Here is a 20,693-nt window from a genome sequence, read left to right as displayed (position 1 = left end):
TGCGTTGTTATTGCCAGGCTTCATCTTTTAGTACCTTGGCTTGTTCGGCTCGGCGTTTGTCAATATTTTGAAGAATCTGATCAGGGGTCATCGCTCCGGCGAACATGCCGGAAAGATCCTTGCCAATATCCATCCATTGCGGATCAATGTACTTCACAGCTGCCTGCATGACCGTACCTTTCTCATGAGTTTTCTCATAATCGATGTAATCCTGCGTCAGCTTCGGTTCAATTTCCGGCCAGCAGATGGTCAGGTTGCCTTCTCCGCCATCGAATACACGCTGCAGATGATCATGCTCCGTAATCCACCGGAAAAACTTTAACACCTCTTCCGGGTGTTTACTGTTTTTGTTGCCAAACATTGCAGCCGAACCACCCGGGTTCACACCAATGGTCTGATTATCACCCCATGGCATTACGAAAAATCCCATATTGTCTTTCATGTCTGGATAAGCTTCGGACACTTCCTTTTCGGTACCCGGAACCCGGAGCAGCATCGCTGCCTTCTCCTGACCAAAGGCTTCAATTCCAGCCTCCACTGTATTGGACAGAAAATCCTTGCCGAAGTAACCAAGATCCGCAAACTCCTTCAGCTGTTCAATGACCGTTTTGAGCTGCGTCAAATCCGCGACGTTCATCTCATTGTTGTTTAGCTTCTCGTACGTTCCCGGCGTGGCCTGCTCATAGTTCGGTCCGGTTTCGAATAATGGCAGCACCTGATACCATCCGCTGGCAGGCGCCTGATAGAATGGAATGATGTCCTTGTCCTTGATTTTCTGGCTGATCGCTTTAAACTCGGCGTAGGACGTTGGCGGCTCAATGCCAAGCTCTTCGAAGATGCGTTTGTTATAGTACACATACCATATTTTCGATGGTGCAAAAGAAACCCCGTACACCTTGTCGTTATGGCTAACCGTTGGCAAAATCTCCTCGGACATGCGTCCTGTAAATTCCTCATTGGTCAGATCGATGGCATTTTCCTCCGGTCTAACATTGGCGGGCATGCTAAGCGGGTCTACATCCACATTAAAAATATCGGGTGCTTCACCAGAAGCAAGCTTGACCTTAATCAGGTCGCGCCACTGGGCGTCAGGGACCACCTGAAAGTCAATTTTCACACCCGTTTCCTGTTCATACTCCTTCGCCATCGTCTGCATGATTCCCGTACGTGGAATGCCGCTCTGGCTTGTTCCGAAGGTTAGCGTAACCTTGCCTGTGCCTTCATAATTTTCACTGGTGCTGCACCCGGCAAAAAGCAGGCTGGACAGCAACAGTACACCTACAAGGGATAATAGAAATCGTTTTCTCATCAATGAACCTCCCAAGGAATAAAGAATATTGGCTCTTGCAGAAACGCTTTATGTAAGCGTATTCTTATGTGGATAACTTTACGCGGAAGGAAGAATGCGCTCAATAGACAAAAGCGTCCTGTTGGGTGGACATTTTCGAGTAAGTTGCAAGATATCAACCCATAACGAGGTGTGAAATGGTTAAGTACCGATTCAGGACGCTTCAGCAAAGCTTGTTTGCCTACTACTCTGCGGTATTCATTGTTTTTTCACTGATTGTAGCAAGCATCTTGTATGTTTTTCTTGCCAATGACATTCGTAATCGCAGTGCCGAACAGCAGAAACAGCTGGGAAACTCGATGGTGGGCAATCTGGATCAGGAAATCGTCAAAATGAACAATTTCTCCATGAACATCGTATATTCCAACCTGGTCAAGGAGCATTTCAGTCACTATTTATCTCCAGCGGAAGACAATGAACAGATGATGACCAGTGACCCGGCATTTTACAAGGATACAACGACACTGATTGATGTCATTCTGGCGATTATTAGCAGTTCTAACACAGCCAAACAAGCCAATATCTATGATGTGAACGGTAACATGCTGGGTGCGGGCGCGTTCAATGGACAGCTGTCGGTAGATTTGACCCAAAGACCGTGGTACGAGGAAACGTGGACGCGCAATGGCTGGCGTGTCATAAGTGTACTGGATGGTGGTGCTTTACCGATGCCAACAGGGCAGGGGGAATCAGGTAAACGATATCTCTCCCTTACCCGGGTGTATAAGGATGGGAATTATGTCTCGCAAGGAGTCGTCGAAATTTTGCAGGATGCCGGAACCCTGTTCCAGCATTTGAACGATGTGCAAGCCGGGAACGAAGAACTGAGCGTGTATGTATTGAATGAACGAAATGAGCTTTTATATCCTTTGTTGTCCCATGAGCAGCGGTTAAAGGCAATAGATTCCGACGTTGTAAACTTGATTCGGAACAATCTCTATCCCTCAGGAACGATGCAGGAAGTGGTGGCTCCCAAGGGGAATTCGAAGCAAATGATGACCTACACCACCTCCCAAGAAACGGGATGGACAGTTATCGTCATGCAGTCCAAACAATCCCTTTTCGCAAATCTGAATCGCATGGCTCTTCTGTTCATAGGGGCTACTTTAGTGACCTTGATGCTTATTCTGCTTCTCTCATATCTGATATCCAAACGCGTTACTTTGCCGCTCCATCGTTTGCAGCGTATTATTCAGAAAACAGGCGTCCATGATCTGACTACAGGCCAGGACTCTGGTCAGTTGTTCAAGCTGGAATATCCGGGTTCCATCCGTGAGATGGATGAGCTGAATGATACGTTTATCCAATTGAATCAACAGCTTGTGCAGTCCTTCCAGGACATGCTGGCGATCAAATCCCAGGAAACGGATGCCAGGTTGCTGGCGTTGCAGTCTCAGATGAATCCTCACTTTCTGTATAACAACATTACGAACATCAGCATTATGGCAGAGGAGGGCATGAATGAACAGATCGTTGTGTTCTGCGGTCACATCGCATCCATGCTGCGTTACATCTCGGCTCCGAACAAAAACGGTGTTCCGTTGGAAAAAGAAATCGACTATTGCGAACGGTATTTGGAGTGTATGAAAATTCGGTTCGAGGATGATCTGCTTTACGAATTCCATGTTCCTGACTCGATGAAAAGCCTTCAGGTTCCCATGCTGCTGATTCAGCCTTTGCTGGAAAATGCCATGAAATATGGACTGCGTGATAATCCGCCCTGGAAGCTGCATATCATTGGAGAGCTGGACAGCATGCAGGAAACATGGCGCATGACTGTCGAAGATAACGGCCCGGGCATGGAACCCGAGGCACTTACGCTCATCCAGCAGTACATACAACAATCACAGGAATGGGAGCGTATGCCTGAACTTGAGATTAACGGTATGGGCTTGAAAAACATCTGGATCAGGCTCAAATTATGGTATGGTTCTGCGGCTCTTATGCATATTACAAATCATTCTTCTGGCGGGGTCAGCATCACGATTGGCGGTTCCATTCGAAAGGGGCACAGTGAGTCTCATGGTCATGACATATAGAACCATTATTGTGGAGGATGAGGCGTTAATTCGTCGCAATGTATCCCGGAAATTCAGTGAGCTGAGCACACGGTTTGAGGTTATAGGTGAAGCAAGGAATGGACAGGAAGCATTGGAACTGATTGAACATACCGTGCCTGATCTGGTTGTTACCGATATTCAGATGCCCGTCATGAATGGGCTGGAACTGGCGAAGCATCTGTATTTTGCCTATCCGCATGTCAAGATCGTGATTCTGAGCGGTCACCATGAGTTTGAATATGCGCGTCAGGCGATCAGTTACAAGGTGGAGGATTATCTGCTTAAACCCCTAACGGAAGGACAGCTTCGGACGCTGCTGGATGCGATGGAATTAAAGCTCGGCAGTGCAGGAGACTCACTGGCACATGTTAGTGCAATGCTGGATGAACAGGTGAAGCCGGAGGATATTGCAGAGGCAGTGAAGCTGTATTTGAAACAGAATTATATGCATGAAATTACGTTGCAAGACATGGCAGGACAGATGCATTTTAGCGTGGATTACCTGGGGAAGTGTTTCAAAAAGGTGACGGGTGAAACCCCGCTCAAATATATGACTGGGCTTCGAATCAACGAAGCAAAGCGCATGCTAGTGACCTTTAAAGAAATGGATATCAAGGCTGTAGGCAAAGCGGTGGGGTATAGCGACTCCCATTATTTTAGCCGTATTTTCAAAAACAAAACAGGACTGTATCCCAGCGAGTATCGCCAACAGCTGCAATAACGAAAAAAAGCCCTGTCCATGGTTCTTGAAGAACCACGATGACTGGAGCTGATTATTGTGACAAAGCATCTTCCGTGATTTGGCGGATATCGAATGGGGAGCGGTTGCCTTCCTCTATGATGTCGGGGAGAATATGTTCGAGGAAATAGTGTACACAGTGGAGATCAATATTTTTGATTTTGATCAGGGCATATCGATACATGACGATAAATTCCTTTTCGGTATTGCCACGCTGCAGTTCAGCAAACGCTTCGTACACCTGATCCATTTTGTCGGCTACTTCCAGAATGAGTCCTTCAACCGAGTTGTCTTTGCCTTCACGCAGCTGTCTGCGGAATATGGGTTGGAATTCCTCAGGAATATTTTCGTTAATAAAATGCGCAACCATGCCTTCTTCCACCTGCTGCAGCATGGAACGAAGCTCCAGTGAATAATGTTTGACTGGTGTTTTGATATCACCGATGAAGATTTCGCCATAATCATGACTGCTGGTGATTTCGTAAAGTTTCTTCCAATCAATAGCGACCCCATGCTGTTCCTCAATATCGGCAAGTGTTTTGGCATACTGCACGACTTTCCAGGAGTGAGCGGATACGCTGTGTTCCTCGAATTTGAATTTTCCCGGGGTACGAATAATGCGTTCAAGATCGTTGAGTGATCTAAAGTACGTATGAATTCCCATGTGTGCGATCATCCTTTTTAGTTTAAGTATGCGCTGATTATAACAAAGTTATGTCAAATCCGGATTAACCCTGATGAAGTCTAAGGTAAAGTAGAAGACGAATCGCCAAACAGCAAAAAACCATCCTGTCCTCCTAATTGTAGAATCAGAGAGCGGATGGTCTTTTGCGTTTATTCACTTCCGTTTATTTAAGATCTTGCGGGTGTGACAAGGATGGGAATTGGGCTAGCTTTTCTTCTTCACGGGCGAAACAAACCAGTATGCCATACCTACAAACAGCGCACCGCCGATAATATTGCCGAGCGTGACCGGAATCATGTTATGGATCCAGCCTGCCAGAGTAATTGTATCCGGGTGGTTTGGCAACAACCAGGACAAGGATAGCAAGGTCATATTGGCGACGCTGTGCTCATATCCACTCGCGATAAAGGCGTACAGACACCACCAGATGAGGACGAGTTTGGCAATATCTTCTTTTGAACGGGCCGCCATCCAGATCGCCAGACAGACCAACCAGTTACAAAGAATGCCTCGAAAGAACAGTTCGCTAACGGGAGCGGCCATCTTTTTGGCAGAGACGACAAACAGCAGATGTTCCGGTGTAGCCGTTTTGAAGAGGCCGCTGCCCAAAATGAGTAGGCTGAGCAGAATGGCACCGATCAGATTGCCGAGGAAGACGAGCCCCCAGTTTTTGAGGGTATCCCGAACAGTAGTCCGACCTGCCAAGGTGCTCATTGTGAAGAACATGTTGTTACCTGTAAACAGCTCCGATCCGGCAAAGATGACGAGGGTGAGGGCAAGTCCAAAAGACATGCCCATCAGCATCATTTGCAGTGGGGACTGAGCAGCAAGCAGTGGGGCACCGATACTGAATATCAGAATGATGCCAAGGCCTACATATGCGCCAGCCATCAAAGCTGCAACCATGTAACGTGGCAGGCTTGCGTTCATTTGATCTCGTTTTTTAACCGCAGCTTCAATAATTCCTTCAACATTTGACGTATACATGACGATTTCCCCCATTATGGTGCATCTTTAGCTGACAGTGAAAATCTTACAAACTATAAAGCGATCCAGATCTGCCCGTTCTCGATCTTCACGGGATACATCTGCACTTGTCCCTGATCGGGGGCCTGAACAAGACCTGTGTTTAAGTCGATTTTCCAATCATACAGCGGATCGTACAGATAATACCCGGAGACAATCCCTTCCGCCAGCGGTCCGCCCTTGGGATGAGGATTTTTGTTTTCTGCAGCGAAGATGCTATCATCCGAGGTGCGAAATACGGCCAGTTGATGGCCTTCAATATCAACCACTCTGCCAATCTGCGGCAGGAATTCTTCGATCTCTCCGGCAGGATAGTAGATGGCAGATTGCTGTGTTGTCATATGAACATCTCCTTCATTTTCAGATTACGTTAGAGGCTCAATATCTATTATAATGGCCGAGACAGGGTACTATGGTCGAGCAGAAACTTCTATGCCATGGAATAATTTGTTCTGGCCTTCCTCATTACGCAGTGCTTTTTTCCAAGGATCTTCCACTTGCTCAAGAGCGAATTCGATTCGTTCCATAAGCGCCTTACGCTCTTTTACGTCATCGACAACAACGGCTCGAATCTGCTCCAGACCTATGCGTTCCACCCATTCGGAAGTCCGCTCCAGGTAGTTGGCTGTCTCCCGATAGTGCTGCATAATCGCTCCACAAAGCTCAACTAATTCTTCATCGGTCTTCACCTTGCACAGGGAGTCAGCCAGTCTAGCCTTGATGCCACCGTTGCCTCCAATAAATATTTCCCAGCCGCCGTCGTTGCCCACGATACCAATATCTTTCGTACACGACTCCGCACAGTTACGAGGGCAACCGTTTACGGCATATTTAAACTTGGCAGGCAAATCCAGACGTTCAAACTTGCGCTCTAGCAGAGCGCCCATCGCCATGGAATCCTGCGTGCCAAAGCGGCAAAATTGTGAGCCGACACATGTTTTGACTGTACGCAGCGATTTGGCGTATGCATAGCCAGAAGGCATATCCAATTCAGCCCAGACTTTGGGCAGATCTTCTTTTTTGACTCCAATCAGATCTAGCCGCTGACCTCCAGTTACTTTGACAGCTTTTACATCGTATTTGACCGAAATGTCGGCAATGCGTTTCAGGTCTTCCGGAGTTGTGACTCCGCCATACATGCGCGGTACAACCGTATACGTGCCGTCTTTTTGAATATTGGCGTTCATGCGTTCGTTGACAAAACGGGATTCCTTTTCATCCACATGGGCATCTGGTGCAATCATGCCAAGGTAATAGTTAATGGCCGGGCGGCATTTGGAACACCCTTCGGGTTGACTCCATCCCAGAACATGCATGACCTCTTTGGTCGTTTGCAGTCCTTTCTGTCTGATCTCGGCTACGATTTCATCCCGGCTGAGGGAGGTACAGCCACAGATTCCCTGTTTGGCACCCGCTGTAAAGTTGTCTCCAAGCACATATTGCAAAATCTGTTCAACAACCGGCTTGCAGCCACCGCAGGAGCGCGTTGCCCCCGTACAGGCTTTGATTTCGTCTACATTGGTCAATCCCTCACTTGTAATGGCACTGATAATGGATCCTTTGGTTACCCCGTTACATCCACAGACAATTTCGTCTTCTGCTATGGTTTCCACGGATGCAGCTTTTTTGTTCCCACCGCAGCCTGTACCCATCAGTGAAGCATATAGTTCATCGGTCATCTCAGCTTGTTGTTTGATCAATTTCTGTAATTCGGCAGAATCCGTGATATCACCAAAGAGTACAGCGCCAACCATGATATTATCCCGAAGCAGAATTTTTTTGTATGTGCGTTTCCAGTCGTCCTTATGTGCAATGACCGTATGTTCGGGACTGTCAATAAATTCACCGGTCGAAAAGACATCTACGCCCGAAATTTTCAATTTCGTGGATACCACAGAACCTTCATAAGGAGCTGTCTCAACACCGCATATATGTTTGGCCAGAATCATGCCCTGTTCAAATAGTGGGGCAACAAGGCCATAGCATACACCACGATGTTCGGTACATTCTCCGACGGAATATACATTATCCAGTGACGTCTGCATATAGTCATCCACTACAATGCCCCGGTTAACTTCTATGCCACTATCCCGGGCTACACCCGTATTGGGTTTGATGCCTACGGCCATGACAACAAAATCAGTGTTCAGCACGGAATCGTCCGTAAAACGGATACCTTCTACCCGTTCGCCACCGAGAAGCTCTGCAGTTTGTGCGCCCATCTTGAGCCGGATGCCCTGTCGCTCAAGTTCGGCTTTTAACATCATGGACGCCTGTGGGTCAAGCTGGCGTTCCATCAGATCCTCCATCAGATGCACGACAGTGACTTCCATGCCGAGTTGTACCAAGCCTTTGGCAGCTTCGAGGCCGAGAAGACCACCTCCAATGACAGCGGCTTTTTTATATTGTTTCGCGGCTTCCAGCATGACGTTACAGTCCGCGATATCCCTGAAGCCGACGACTCCTTGTTTGTCATGACCCGGTACGGGAAGAATGAAGGAGCTGGAGCCGGTTGCAATGATGGCTTTGTCATAAGGGAAGCGTGCGCCTTCCGCAGTTACGACTTCACGGGTCTTGGAATCAATCCGTGTTACGGTTGTACCCGTATGGAGGGTGATACCATAATCTTCATACCAATGCAGATCATTGAGCACAATATCATCAACTGTTTTGCTGCCTTCCAATACATAGGACAGCATAATCCGGTTGTAATTGGGATAGGGCTCTGTGCCAAAGACGGTAATGTCGAACCGGGAACTCAATTTTAAAATTTGTTCAACTGTACTGATACCTGCCATACCGTTTCCGATTATAACCAGTTTTTCCTTATTTCCGTTCATGTGTATATGCCTCCTTGAATGGACACTTTACATTACCATCATTTTTAGTGGTTTATATTTGAATCATAACGTTCAATGCAGACATAAAATGTGATTATTTTCACTAACGACTATAGTTGAATCACAAATTTAAAAGTGTGATCTCTATCACGGATTCTTTTTTATTTTTTTTGGATACAGGGTAAAACTTAAATGAAATGAGAAATGCGAACCATTGTTCTTATATTGTTTTCGTTGTAATATCTGGAGTGGACGGTTTATGTTCCCTATTTCTTCGAAAGGAAGTTTTTGCATCATGATGGGAAGATCCCACCTCATTATTGGGACCACTGTATCCCTCTCTGTTCTGCAATTGGCAGGTATGCCCGTGACTGCACCGGCGGTTACTGTGGCTCTGATCGGTTCGCTGCTGCCAGACATCGATGAACCAAATTCGCTATTGGTATCCAAGGCATTGCCGAACAGCCTGATTCGACTGCTGCAGACCATCCTGCTGCCTGTCGCTGTATTTGTGTACTTCTATGTTCAGGCGAAACCATGGAATCTGCTGCTTGCCATTCTGATTGCGATGGTATCTTTCCTGCCGTCCCGTTCGCTGCGCAAAGTGTTGATGTTTGCGATTGGATTAGGACTCGTATTTTATGGCCATGCATTTGCACCATGGAATCTGATCGCGGGCAGTCTGTTAATGCTGTGCACGACGCTAACTCACCGGGGATTGACGCATACCCTCTATGGAACCGCCGTATGGGCAGGATTGCTCTACAGTACGACTCATTTGCAAGGGCCTGAGATCTGGGTAGCTGGAGGTACGGCATATGCCATGCATCTGCTGGCTGATTCGTTGACGAATCGGGGCATTCGTCCATTGCCGCCAATCAAGTGGCGTATACGGTTCAATCTCATGAGTACAGGCACGAAACATGGGGCCGTTGTGGAGAATGTCTGCATTGTGCTGGCACTTATTTTGGCCTGGATTGCGTTTTCGCCTTTATTTCTCTAACCACCAAATCATGCCAGTCTTTGCTTCTGCAGAGGCTGGCATTGTACTATTCAATTCTATTTCTCACCTTAACCTGATGATTGTGAATGTCCTGTTCTGAATATAAAAAAGATGCCCTCAAAATCAGGGCATCTCTTAATGGTAGTTACGCGTTTTCGATTATTGTGTTCAGTGTTGTCTGATCCAGACCCTTCACCAGCTTCACGAGCAACTCTTTTGCTGCATCATAGTCATCCGTATGAATAATGGAAGAAGAGGTATGAATGTAACGTGCGCAGATGCCAATTACTGTTGAAGGCACACCAATTCCGCTCAGATGAACCGCTCCGGCATCCGTACCCCCAGGGGAGATGAAATATTGCATTTTGATCTGATTGGATGATGCTGTGTCCTGAACATACTCAACAATACCTCGATGGGTGAACATGCCCGGATCGAAGATGCGCAGCAGGGCCCCCTGACCAATATGTCCGAATGATTGTTTATCTCCGGTCATATCATTCGCGGCACTGCAGTCCAGTGCAAAGAAAATATCCGGCTCAATTAGATTGGCAGCCGTGCGTGCACCACGGAGTCCCAATTCCTCTTGAACGGTTGCACCGCAATAGAGGGTGTTTGGCAACTTTTCCTTATGTAGTGCTTCAACCAGCTCAAGCGCAAGCCCTACTCCGTAACGGTTATCCCAAGCCTTTGCCATAATTTTCTTCGGATTGGCCATCGGTGTGAACTCACAGATCGGTACGATCTGCATACCAGGATGAATACCCCAAGATTCTGCTTCTGCACGGTTATCCGCCCCAACATCCAAGTACATATGGTTGAGATCAACCGGTTTATTACGCTGGGATTCATCGAGTAAATGAGTAGGTGTTGAACCGACAACCCCGGGAATCCGGCGTTCTGGAGTGATGAGTTCCAGACGTTGAGACAGTACAGCCTGACTCCACCATCCACCGAGTGGACGGAATTTGATCATGCCTGTTTCCGTAATGCCTGTAGTCATGAAGCCAACTTCGTCGAAGTGACCTGCAACCATGACTTTGGGTCCGGACGCCTCTCCTCGCAATACGCCAAAAAGGCTGCCCAACCGATCCTGGACAAATTCATCCGTATAAGGAGACATTTGTTCCTTCATCCATCCGCGAAGTTCGCGTTCAAACCCGGAAACGGAAGGGAATTCCGTCAACGTTCGAAACATTTCCAACGTTTTTTGATTCATGTGTCGACAACTCCTCTGCTTGTATGTAGATCAGGTCTCAGCAGAACGGCTGCCGGACTGTTGTCCTTCGAAAGAGAAGAACGTTTATTTAACCACTGGTCACACTACAGTATGAACCTTGCGCAAGTAATTGTCCATGGTTATGTCACGTATCTCAGGCATGAATGATTGTGCGTTTGATGCTTCATCGGGCTATTAAATCCGCACCAAACACAGTCGCGAGGCGGCTGCATTGAATATGCATATAGTGAGGAACAGTTTTGCTTAACCTTTATTTTTAATAAACCCGTCATTTCACTTGCCTAACAACAGGAAGGAGCTTGGACAATAGATGATTCCACCCGATGAAGGCAATGAAACCATCCTTTGTATCGTCCTTTTTATTTTGCTCGTGATCATTCTGCTTTATTTATAAATTTCATCAGACCTCTGATCCGGCGCTGAGCGACTCATCTGATTCGGCTGCTTCATCGTGCTGGAAACAAATGCTGTCTTCCGCCGGATACATAACTTTCCCAACCTTAACAAACAATGAAGACAGGATTACACACAGTACATGCAGTCACATCAGTTGACTCATTTTCACTAAGGGAGGTTCTGTATATTGCCAGCTCAATCTAAGGGTAGTGGAAAAAAATCATCATCATCCCTGTCCATCAGTGAACAGGAATATAAAAAAGTCGCCAAAAAACACGAGCCTGCCCGTCCAATCTGGGCGAACTGTATTAAAGCATTCTTCGTTGGCGGATTCATCTGCGTCATTGGACAGGCTATCCAGGAAGCGTTTATGGCCGGGTTCCACATGACATCCAAGGAAGCTGCTAGTCCAACCGTTGCGGTCATGATTCTCATTTCAGTCATTCTGACTTGTATGGGTGTCTACGATAAAATGGCGCAATGGGCTGGGGCCGGGACGGCTGTCCCTGTCACCGGGTTTGCCAACTCCATGTGCTCGGCAGCACTGGAGCATCGTGCCGAAGGGCTGGTACTTGGTGTCGGTGCGAACATGTTCAAGCTGGCAGGCTCGGTCATCGTGTTTGGTGTCGTTGCTGCCTTCATCGTGGGGATCGTGTATGCCATTCTCGGCTTCGGAGGTGGACATCTATGAAACGCTTGGGCCAACAAACCTGGCAATTTGAGAACCGTCCACGCATTATTGGCAGGTCAGCAGTCGGAGGACCGGATGAAGGCCAAGGGCCTCTTGCATCTGATTTTGATTATGTATATGACAATTTGGAGATTGGGGAGAAAACCTGGGAAAAGGCAGAGCGCAAGCTCCTTGAACAGGCCTCCCAAATGGCGTTGATCAATGCCAATATCACGAAGGAAGAGCTTCAATTCTTTGTTGGCGGGGATCTGATGAACCAGATTATCAGCAGTTCCTTTTCTGCCCGCAAGTTGGGTGTACCCTATCTGGGGGTATTTGGTGCTTGTTCAACCTCAATGGAGACCTTGGCTCTGGCCTCACTCATAGTGGATTCTGGTGCAGGGGATTATGTACTGGCAGGTACGGTGAGTCATAACTGTACGGTCGAAAAGCAATTTCGTTATCCAACAGAGTACGGTTCTCAGAAGCCGCCATATGCGCAGTATACCGTTACGGGGTCGGGTTGCAGTGTGATATCCCGTACAGGTCAGGGCCCGGTAGTCACCAAAGCGACAATTGGCCGAATTATGGATATGGGCATTAAAGATCCGTTTAACATGGGAGCTGCAATGGCTCCTGCGGCAGCAGATACCATTGTTTCGCATTTCCGGGATACAGGCCTGGAACCCGGTTATTATGATCTGATTGTTACAGGTGATCTTGCTTCGGTTGGATTGCCCATCGTTAAGGAGCTTTTGCATAAAGAGGGTGTTCCGATGGAACAAACGGTCTTCAATGATTGTGGCCTGATGATATATAACCTGGAAAAGCAGCCTCAGGTTGTGGCTGGGGGAAGCGGCTGTGGATGTTCAGCGACCGTGACCTACGGTCATATTTTGAACCGGATGCAAAAGGGTGAACTCAATAAGGTATTGGTGGTCGCTACCGGTGCATTATTATCTCCACTTTCATACCAGCAGGGCGAGAGCATTCCTTGTATTGCGCATGCTGTAGCCATAGAAAAGGAGGGATAAAGGATGCAGTTTTTGTGGGCATTTATTGTTGGCGGGTTGATCTGTGTTGTGGGACAGCTTCTGATGGATGGTGTCAAGCTGACTCCTGCACATACGATGAGTACACTTGTTGTGGCCGGTGCGGTTGCGGATGCGTTTGGATTATATGATCCACTCGTCAAATTCGCTGGGGCAGGAGCCTCCATTCCCATTACCAGTTTTGGTAACTCCCTTGTGCACGGGGCATTGACGGAGCTGGAGAAAGAGGGATGGATCGGTGTTATTACGGGGATATTCGATTTGACCGCGGCGGGTATTTCCTCAGCGATTATCTTTTCTTTTCTCGCGGCATTGGTGGTTCGACCCAAAGGATAACAAACAAAGCATGCAGAGCTAAACATTATATAAGGATCCAGCAGAGGCTTCGGATAACTTCTATCCGGGCCTCTTTTTGTCGTAATCATGCGATAACTGCGGTGAATCTGACGGCTGGAAACAAAATATGAGTTCCTTCGAGTGTACTCGCGCCCGTGGATCATGTACAATAAAAGGAAATCTGTATGCTTTTTTAGGAGGTTAGACCACATGCCTGTGCGCAAAGAGTCGATCCAAATCATATCAGCAGTTCGTTCTAATCTGGAATCATGCATAATGGGGAAATCCTTTGAAATTCAACTTTTGCTCACAGCTTTGCTTGCAGGCGGACACGTTCTGATTGAAGACGTACCGGGAACAGGCAAAACGCAGTTGGTTAAAGCGTTATCGAAATCCATGCGCGGAGAGTACCGCCGCATTCAATGTAATCCTGATATTTTGCCGAGTGACATTACAGGGGTATCCGTTTTCCATCCGCGGGACGAGCGCTTTTACTTCCGCCCGGGTCCGGTTATGACCAACATTTTGCTGGCAGATGAGATTAACCGGGCTACAACGAAAACGCAGTCTGCATTGCTGGAAGTCATGGAGGAGCGGAGTGTAACGGTAGATGGTGATACGTATGATCTGCCCCATCCATTTATGCTCTGTGCAACCCAGAATCCAATCGATTTTGAAGGAACGTACACATTGCCGGAAGCGCAACTGGACCGGTTCATGTTGAAAATAAGTCTGGGTTATCCCGACAAAGATATCGAGAAAACGCTACTGAAACAGCATCAGTCCGGTCAGCCTGTGGATCGGCTTGAATCCGTAACCCACATGGATCAGATATCTGCCATTCAACAGGAAATTAAGGAAGTATTCCTCGGTGATCCAGTCATGGATTATCTGCTTGATGTGGTTCGCAAAACACGCTCCCATCCTTCCGTATTGCTGGGCGCCAGCCCAAGGGCAGCCATTTCATTTATGATGGCCGTGAAGGCTTTTGCCTTCTTGCAGGAACGTGACTACGTGCTTCCGGATGACGTGAAAACGATGGCACCTTACGTAATCTCTCATCGGATCGTGCTGCGTCCCGAATCGAGACTGGACAGCATGAGCTCCGAAGCTGTATTAAATTCCGTACTTCAGCAGGTTCGTGTGCCCGTCTCCATGGGGCAATAATTGATGAAGCCGCTTTTGAGTACAGTCCGAAGGGGAATACGCCACCCTCGCGTATGGAGCATCGCGGCGGTGTGGATGTGCTGCTTGGCTTACGTTTTATTCCAGGGCGGTAAGACCTCTCTGATGTTGCTGTCGATGGTCACTCTGCTTTGTCTTTACCTTGCGATTGCTGGTTTTAGCGGTGTACGGCGTACTCAAGGCGTGCGCAAGCTCTCTTCCGGTCAGGATCATGAAGAGCTGCTGCATGCCGGTGATCAGGTACAGGTGCAGTTAAGTCTGAACATCCCGGGATTTTTGCCACTCCCTTATGTGGTTGTGCGTGAAATGCTGCATCGGCATAACGGCGAATCCTGGTCTTTCAAAGAAAGCCTTATTCCGAGCATGCGTGGGTATGGTGAATTGTCATTTCAGACCCCACCGTTGGAGCGAGGCAAGTATGTCTTTTCAGAAACGGAATGTGCCAGCGAGGACATCTTTGGGCTGATTGAGCATCGGGGGACGTTCAAAGCGAAAGGGGAATTCCGAGTTCTGCCGCGGACGGTATTTATTCCGTACTGGCAGCTATATGACCGCAAATCGCGGTTATCTGGCCCGCAGACAGCCCTGACCCGCTCGCGCAGGGAAACGACCCAGATCAATGGTGTGCGTGATTATGTGTACGGCGACCGTCTTTCCCGGATTCACTGGAACGCTACTGCGAAGACGGGCGCGTGGAAATCGAAGGAATTCGAACATGAGTCGGTGCCGAAAACGATTCTGGTGCTGGATGCGCTGGCAGGCAGCTATGAACACGGTGAGGCCTTTGAACTGGCTGTGTCCACGGCTGCTTCCCTCCTGGAGTATGGCACAAGAGAACGAATGGGTATGGGACTGCTGACACTGTCCGAGAAGACTTCATTTTTTGCTCCCAGCGAAAGTTCGCTGGAACGGCAAAAGATGATTCATCATCTGGTGGATATCCAATATAACGGCCAGGAGAATCGTTTGCTGCCTGGTGTCGAGAAGATGTCGCGTCAGTTTCCTCAAGGCGCTTATTTTGTAGTGATTTCTCCCCAGAAAGATGAAAAAGTTCTGGAGCTGCTTCGATGGGCTGACACACGCGGAATGACTCCTTGTCATATTCTAATTGAACCCAGTGATTCCCGCCGGAGTTCTGAGTGGAATGCGATGCTGCGCGGAAGAGGCACAAGATCCTTCACTGTTTCCCATTTGCAGGAGCTTCCAACGGTTATGGGGGGAGGTAGTGTATGAGTACTAAAGGCAAAGAGCTGGCAGCGGGGAGAAGATCCTGGTATCATGCAGCTTCGTTGCTCTGGATTTTCCTGATTGGGATGCAGTGGATATCATTTACACAGGAAACCTGGTATACCGAGACAACTTCATTAGTGCTGTGGACGCTCGCAGCGGTCAGTATTCTGGAAGTGATTCTGCCTTTCAAAATTATGGTTCGAACTATAATCAAGGCGGTAGTCCTTGTATATATTTTGCATAAGACATTAATCGATTATACGGTTTATATCCCTTACGGCACGTTAACGGAGCGCACAGAGCAGTTCATAATGCACCTGACACCTTACATCTGGTTCACTCTGTGCGCGTGGGTCATGCTCGAAGCTGCCCTTCGCCTGGTGAACACGACACGCCGAATTCTTGTTTTTCTGGGCATCAACATTATTTCGATGGGAATTCTGGATTCCTTTACCCAGATTCCACTCTGGATTGAAATTGCCTGGGTCATGTTTGCGGGAATGGGATGGTTGGTATGCCAGCACTTCCGTAATTTTCAACTGCAATATCCACAAGGCTGGAAGCGAATCATTCGGTATCCTTACAAAATTCTGGCGAACATTGCAATCATATTTTCTTTAATCATCGTAGCCAGTGTGAACATGCCGGAAGTTCCTCCTACCTTGACGGACCCGTATACCGCGTGGCGTAATTATACCGGAAGTTCGACGAATCAGGCAGGGAACGGAACACTGGACATTCCGGCAGCAACCGAGTCGGGATACAGCAGGGAAGACAACCAGCTTGGCGGAGGATTTAACTTCGACTATACACCTGTCATGTCCGTCACCACCAATGAGCGCAGTTACTGGCGTGGGGAGACACGCGCTGAGTATACGGGAACAGGCTGGGATGATCGCGGACGAAGTGCGACAGAGGATGTTGAGGCGGGACAGGCTCTGGAGAATGACGAAACCGGAAATGTGAGCACCAAACAAGTCACTCAGAAAGTGACGATGTTGAATGACAACGTGTATCCAATCCTCTTCGGAGCCTATTCTATTTCGGAAGTAACGTCTGTCAATGGGGAAGCTAATTCGGAACGGATGTTATGGAATCCGGAGCAGGCAGAACTGCATGTCGTTACAGACCGCCAGCAGCCGCAATATCCGAAGACGTATACGATTGTATCCGAGGCGCCCGTCATTGTGGAAGATGAACTTCGCACCAAATCTTTTGATGATCTGTATACGAGCAATCCGACAGATGATATGTACCTGCAGCTGCCATCCCGATTTCCTGATCGGGTGACGGACCTGGCTGCTGAAATTACAGCATCGGCAAATACACCGTATGAAAAAGTAGCATTACTGCAAAACTATTTACAACATAATTTTGATTACACAAACAATCCGGATTTATCCCGAAAAGTAAGCAGTGACTTTGTCGAAGGATTTTTATTTGACATTCGTGAAGGGTATTGTGATTATTTCTCGACTGCGCTGGTTATGATGGCGCGCTCCGAAGGCATTCCTGCCCGCTGGGTGAAAGGGTACGCGCCTGGTCAGCTGTCGCTGAATTCGGACATGCAGGCCCCTCGTCAACCTGGGGCTGAGATCGAGACGACCTACACCGTAACGAATGCAGATGCGCATTCTTGGGCTGAAGTTTATTTTGGCGAGTATGGCTGGATTCCGGTTGAAGCGACTCCGGGCTTTGATATGCCATTGCTCACGGAACAACCGGATGTACAACCTGTAGATGAGCCTGAAGTACAACCTGAAGAGGAACCGGTAAAAGAGGAAGAGCAGACTCCTGCGCCTGAGCAGGCCTCATCCAGCATCCCGGCTTTTGTGATCTGGGCTGCGGGAGCCATCATTGTATTGTGGGTGGCTTATATGTTCTGGCGGAATCGCCTCTCACTTCGATTCTTCGTGCTTCGACTGCGGACAGGTGGACCGCTGACACCTGAACAAAAGGTTGTGGCAGAGACCGAGCGCTGGATTCGTTATGCGAAGCGCAAAGGATTAACCCGGAGCGGGGACGAGACACTACGTGAATCGGTAACCCGCTGGAGTCAGGCGAAGCCAGCTGCAGCAGCGACATTGTACGAACTTCTCGCGAAGTTTGAGCAGACTCGCTATAGCCCTGCGTCTGTAACTGCAGACGACTGGAAGGCCGTCTATCAGACAGCCTCGAAGCTGCGTAAGGAACTTAAAGCGGAACGGGCTTAATGTTGCCCGTCCCGTTTTTCCTTTTTTCCTAAGCTATCAGGCGCTGTATGCATTTTCAGGAAAGACGGATTTGTGATATAGTGTGTCGTATGAAACTGAGGTGACTTCTTTGTTTGAAATGTTAATGCCCAAGCTGCGTGTAGACACGGTTTTTGACATTAATCTGGAAGAGCTATACGCTCAAGGCTACCGTGGAATTATAACTGATCTGGACAATACGCTCGTTGGGGCCAAAGCTCCTGACGCCACGCCCGAACTGATCGAGTGGTTCGCACGCGTCAAAGAGGCTGGTTTCCAGCTCATGATTGTGTCCAATAACAATTTGAATCGTGTATCCCTGTTTGCGACGCCACTGGATATCCAGTTTGTGCATAGTGCACGCAAACCATCGAATGTTCCGTTTCGTAGAGCAATGAAAATGATGGAGTTAACTCCAGAAAAAACGATTGTGGTAGGCGATCAGATGCTTACGGATGTCTATGGAGGTAATCGGCTGGGACTCTATACGGTTCTGGTGCTGCCGATCTCCATTGGAGATGAAGGCTTCATGACCCGCTTCAATCGGCGCGTGGAACGGATTGCTCTAACGAGTTTGCGCAAGAAAGGCTTATGGCTTGAGGAGGAAAAGAAGAAATGACAGAACCGCATAACGGCAATATTGCCGTAAGGTGCAGCGGATGCGGAGTGCATCTGCAAACGGAAAACCCGGAATTACCAGGATTCATCCCTGAGAAAGCGTTGGATCGTGAACCTGTTATTTGCCAGCGCTGTTTCCGTATCAAAAATTACAATGAGTCATCATCCGTTACAGTGGATCAGGATGAATTCCTGGCCCTGCTGAGCAAAATCGGGGATAAGGATGCACTTGTCATCCATATCGTTGATCTGTTTGACTTTGATGGCAGTATCATCTCTGGTTTACAGCGTTTTGTAGGCAACAATCCGGTATTGCTTGCCGTGAACAAAACGGACTTGCTCCCGAAAGTAACCAATTGGAACAAGGTTCGCAACTGGGTACAAAAGCAAGCCAAAGAACAGGGCTTGCGTACGGTAGACGTCGTTCTGTGCAGTGCGAAGCAAAATCAGGGCTTCGATCGATTGCTTGAGCTAGTCGGAACGTATCGCGGAGATCGTGACGTATATGTGGTTGGCGGTACGAATGTGGGTAAATCCACACTGATTAACCGTCTGATTCGTGACTACAGTGATCTTGAGCAGGAACTCACAACATCCCGTTATCCGGGAACGACGCTGGATATGGTTAATATTCCGCTGGATGATGGAAAAGCTATTATTGATACGCCGGGAATTGTATACCCTTGGCGTTTCAGTGAGATTGTATCCCGTAAGGATCTGGCTGCCATTATGCCTGAAAAACCGCTTAAACCTGCTGTTTATCAATTAAATTCTGGTCAGACGCTGTTCTTTGGCGGCATGGCTCGTTTTGACTTTGTGGAGGGGGATCGTCAGTCCTTCACTTGTTTTATCAGCACTGCGCTTGATATTCACCGGACGAAGCTGGAACGTGCAGACGACTTGTACCGTGACCATCTGGGTGAATTGCTGTCTCCGCCAACGCGTGAAGATGCAGCGGATATGCCTGAGTGGACCAGACATGAATTCCGTATCAAACGTGGCAGTCAGTCGGATGTATTCATTTCCGGTCTGGGCTGGATTAAGGTTAACGGAGAGAATGGGGCGCTTGTTGCTGTTCATGCTCCAAAAGGTATTCGTGTACTGATCCGTCCATCCTTGATCTAATGTAATCTCAGCAGCATTTTACTCAGATCGGAGGCGGAAGTATGTCGGAACCGAAAAAAGCCAATCCTTCACTCCCCGTCCTGCTTGGCGTTATGGGTGATCCCATTGCACATTCCAAATCGCCTGCCATGCATAATGCGGCCTTGCAGGCCGCAGGAGTGAATGGAATGTATATGCCATTGCATGTTCATCCCGAGCAGCTGGAAGCAGCCATTCGTGGCATCGTGGCGCTGGGGTACCGTGGTGTGAATGTAACTATTCCTCACAAGGAACAGGTCATGCAGTATCTTGATGTGATTGATGAAAGTGCACGTCTGATTGGTGCGGTGAACACCATTGTCAATGAAGAAGGCAAGCTGACAGGGTATAATACGGATGGCATCGGTTATGTGCGTTCTTTGAAGGAAGAAGCTGTTCCGGAACTCGCAGGTAAGCGTATCGCTGTTCTTGGGGCTGGAGGAGCAGCAAGAGGTGTGATCTATGCCCTCGCTTTGGAGAAGCCTGAACGAATTAATATTCTTAACCGTACAGCCGACAGAGCCGTCGCGCTTGCTTCCGATCTGCAGGCTCATGGACTGGGTGAAATCACAGGTGGCGGAATGGAAGAGGCCGCTGCGGTGCTGGCTTCGGCCGATATTGTGATTAACACAACAGCCGCAGGTATGCATCCGCATATAGATGACGTACCTGTTGATCCTGCTCTCATTCGAGCAGGCGCAGCAGTAAGTGACCTCATCTACAATCCCCTGGAAACTCGCCTGCTCCGTGAGGCAAGGCAGCGTGGATGTACTGTGCACGGTGGCCTGGGTATGTTTATATATCAGGGCGCGGTAGCGTTCGAGCACTGGCTCGGCATCCCGGCTCCCGTGGAGACGATGAGACGAGCTGTATTAGACAGTTTTTGATATT

The 20,693-nt window shown here is 48.3% G+C and carries 18 protein-coding genes; 12 read left to right on the top strand and 6 right to left on the bottom strand.

Annotated elements, in window-relative coordinates; genetic code table 11:
- Positions 1-7 precede the first annotated feature (7 nt).
- Complete coding sequence (locus QP794_RS16940; protein WP_285078163.1) at positions 8-1,309, bottom strand: ABC transporter substrate-binding protein; 1,302 nt, start codon at positions 1,307-1,309, stop codon at positions 8-10.
- Between the two features lie 176 nt (positions 1,310-1,485).
- Here QP794_RS16940 and QP794_RS16935 point away from each other — a divergent pair, with 176 nt between their 5' ends.
- Both QP794_RS16935 and QP794_RS16930 read left to right on the top strand, forming a co-directional pair.
- On the top strand, positions 1,486-3,387 hold the full coding sequence (locus tag QP794_RS16935) for a cache domain-containing sensor histidine kinase (RefSeq protein WP_285078162.1): 1,902 nt from the start codon (positions 1,486-1,488) through the stop codon (positions 3,385-3,387).
- The gene (locus QP794_RS16930; protein ID WP_285078161.1) at positions 3,377-4,129 is read left to right on the top strand and encodes a response regulator transcription factor; all 753 of its coding nucleotides are present in this window, start codon (positions 3,377-3,379) and stop codon (positions 4,127-4,129) included. Before QP794_RS16935 ends, QP794_RS16930 begins: the two co-directional genes overlap by 11 nt.
- 52 nt (positions 4,130-4,181) lie before the next feature.
- On the opposite strand, the gene QP794_RS16925 is transcribed toward QP794_RS16930, so the two are convergent.
- The 4 genes from QP794_RS16925 to nirB form a co-directional block, all read right to left on the bottom strand.
- Entirely contained in the window at positions 4,182-4,811 is a 630-nt protein-coding gene (locus tag QP794_RS16925; protein ID WP_024628536.1) for a YfbR-like 5'-deoxynucleotidase, read from the bottom strand.
- Positions 4,812-5,036: 225 nt separating this feature from the next.
- Positions 5,037-5,819 (bottom strand): formate/nitrite transporter family protein, encoded by a 783-nt coding sequence (locus QP794_RS16920; RefSeq protein ID WP_285078160.1) that lies wholly within the window; start codon positions 5,817-5,819, stop codon positions 5,037-5,039.
- 53 nt (positions 5,820-5,872) lie between these two features.
- Positions 5,873-6,199: a nitrite reductase small subunit NirD gene (nirD, locus tag QP794_RS16915; protein ID WP_053781321.1), complete on the bottom strand. Its 327-nt coding sequence runs from the start codon at positions 6,197-6,199 to the stop codon at positions 5,873-5,875.
- A gap of 69 nt (positions 6,200-6,268) precedes the next feature.
- Positions 6,269-8,698, bottom strand: coding sequence for a nitrite reductase large subunit NirB (gene nirB, locus QP794_RS16910; RefSeq protein ID WP_285078159.1), 2,430 nt, complete (start codon positions 8,696-8,698; stop codon positions 6,269-6,271).
- A 295-nt stretch (positions 8,699-8,993) separates the two neighbouring features.
- Between nirB and QP794_RS16905 the strand changes: the two genes are divergently transcribed.
- A complete protein-coding gene (locus tag QP794_RS16905; RefSeq protein WP_285078158.1) occupies positions 8,994-9,701 on the top strand; it encodes a metal-dependent hydrolase in 708 nt (235 codons plus the stop codon).
- Positions 9,702-9,846: 145 nt separating this feature from the next.
- On the opposite strand, the gene QP794_RS16900 is transcribed toward QP794_RS16905, so the two are convergent.
- On the bottom strand, positions 9,847-10,920 hold the full coding sequence (locus QP794_RS16900; protein ID WP_285078157.1) for a M42 family metallopeptidase: 1,074 nt from the start codon (positions 10,918-10,920) through the stop codon (positions 9,847-9,849).
- A gap of 604 nt (positions 10,921-11,524) precedes the next feature.
- On the opposite strand from QP794_RS16900, the gene spoVAC reads away from it, so the two are divergent.
- From spoVAC to aroE, 9 genes are all read left to right on the top strand, one after another.
- Positions 11,525-12,028 (top strand): stage V sporulation protein AC, encoded by a 504-nt coding sequence (gene spoVAC / locus QP794_RS16895; RefSeq protein WP_285078156.1) that lies wholly within the window; start codon positions 11,525-11,527, stop codon positions 12,026-12,028.
- The gene (gene spoVAD, locus QP794_RS16890; protein ID WP_024628528.1) at positions 12,025-13,041 is read left to right on the top strand and encodes a stage V sporulation protein AD; all 1,017 of its coding nucleotides are present in this window, start codon (positions 12,025-12,027) and stop codon (positions 13,039-13,041) included. The genes spoVAC and spoVAD overlap by 4 nt, the downstream gene beginning before the upstream one ends.
- A gap of 3 nt (positions 13,042-13,044) precedes the next feature.
- On the top strand, positions 13,045-13,395 hold the full coding sequence (gene spoVAE / locus QP794_RS16885) for a stage V sporulation protein AE (RefSeq protein WP_053781314.1): 351 nt from the start codon (positions 13,045-13,047) through the stop codon (positions 13,393-13,395).
- A gap of 210 nt (positions 13,396-13,605) precedes the next feature.
- Positions 13,606-14,562, top strand: coding sequence for an AAA family ATPase (locus tag QP794_RS16880; RefSeq protein WP_024628526.1), 957 nt, complete (start codon positions 13,606-13,608; stop codon positions 14,560-14,562).
- 3 nt (positions 14,563-14,565) lie between these two features.
- Complete coding sequence (locus QP794_RS16875) at positions 14,566-15,813, top strand: DUF58 domain-containing protein (RefSeq protein WP_094937957.1); 1,248 nt, start codon at positions 14,566-14,568, stop codon at positions 15,811-15,813.
- On the top strand, positions 15,810-18,023 hold the full coding sequence (locus tag QP794_RS16870) for a DUF4129 domain-containing transglutaminase family protein (RefSeq protein ID WP_285078155.1): 2,214 nt from the start codon (positions 15,810-15,812) through the stop codon (positions 18,021-18,023). The genes QP794_RS16875 and QP794_RS16870 overlap by 4 nt, the downstream gene beginning before the upstream one ends.
- Positions 18,024-18,132: 109 nt before the next feature.
- Entirely contained in the window at positions 18,133-18,660 is a 528-nt protein-coding gene (locus QP794_RS16865; protein WP_064636329.1) for a YqeG family HAD IIIA-type phosphatase, read from the top strand.
- On the top strand, positions 18,657-19,784 hold the full coding sequence (gene yqeH, locus QP794_RS16860; RefSeq protein WP_024628522.1) for a ribosome biogenesis GTPase YqeH: 1,128 nt from the start codon (positions 18,657-18,659) through the stop codon (positions 19,782-19,784). Before QP794_RS16865 ends, yqeH begins: the two co-directional genes overlap by 4 nt.
- A gap of 41 nt (positions 19,785-19,825) precedes the next feature.
- On the top strand, positions 19,826-20,689 hold the full coding sequence (gene aroE / locus QP794_RS16855) for a shikimate dehydrogenase (protein WP_285078154.1): 864 nt from the start codon (positions 19,826-19,828) through the stop codon (positions 20,687-20,689).
- The last annotated feature ends 4 nt before the right edge of the window (positions 20,690-20,693 follow it).

This window comes from Paenibacillus sp. UMB7766-LJ446 (genome assembly GCF_030226665.1).
GTDB lineage: Bacteria > Bacillota > Bacilli > Paenibacillales > Paenibacillaceae > Paenibacillus > Paenibacillus vandeheii.
This window is presented reverse-complemented; position numbering and strand designations above follow the sequence as displayed.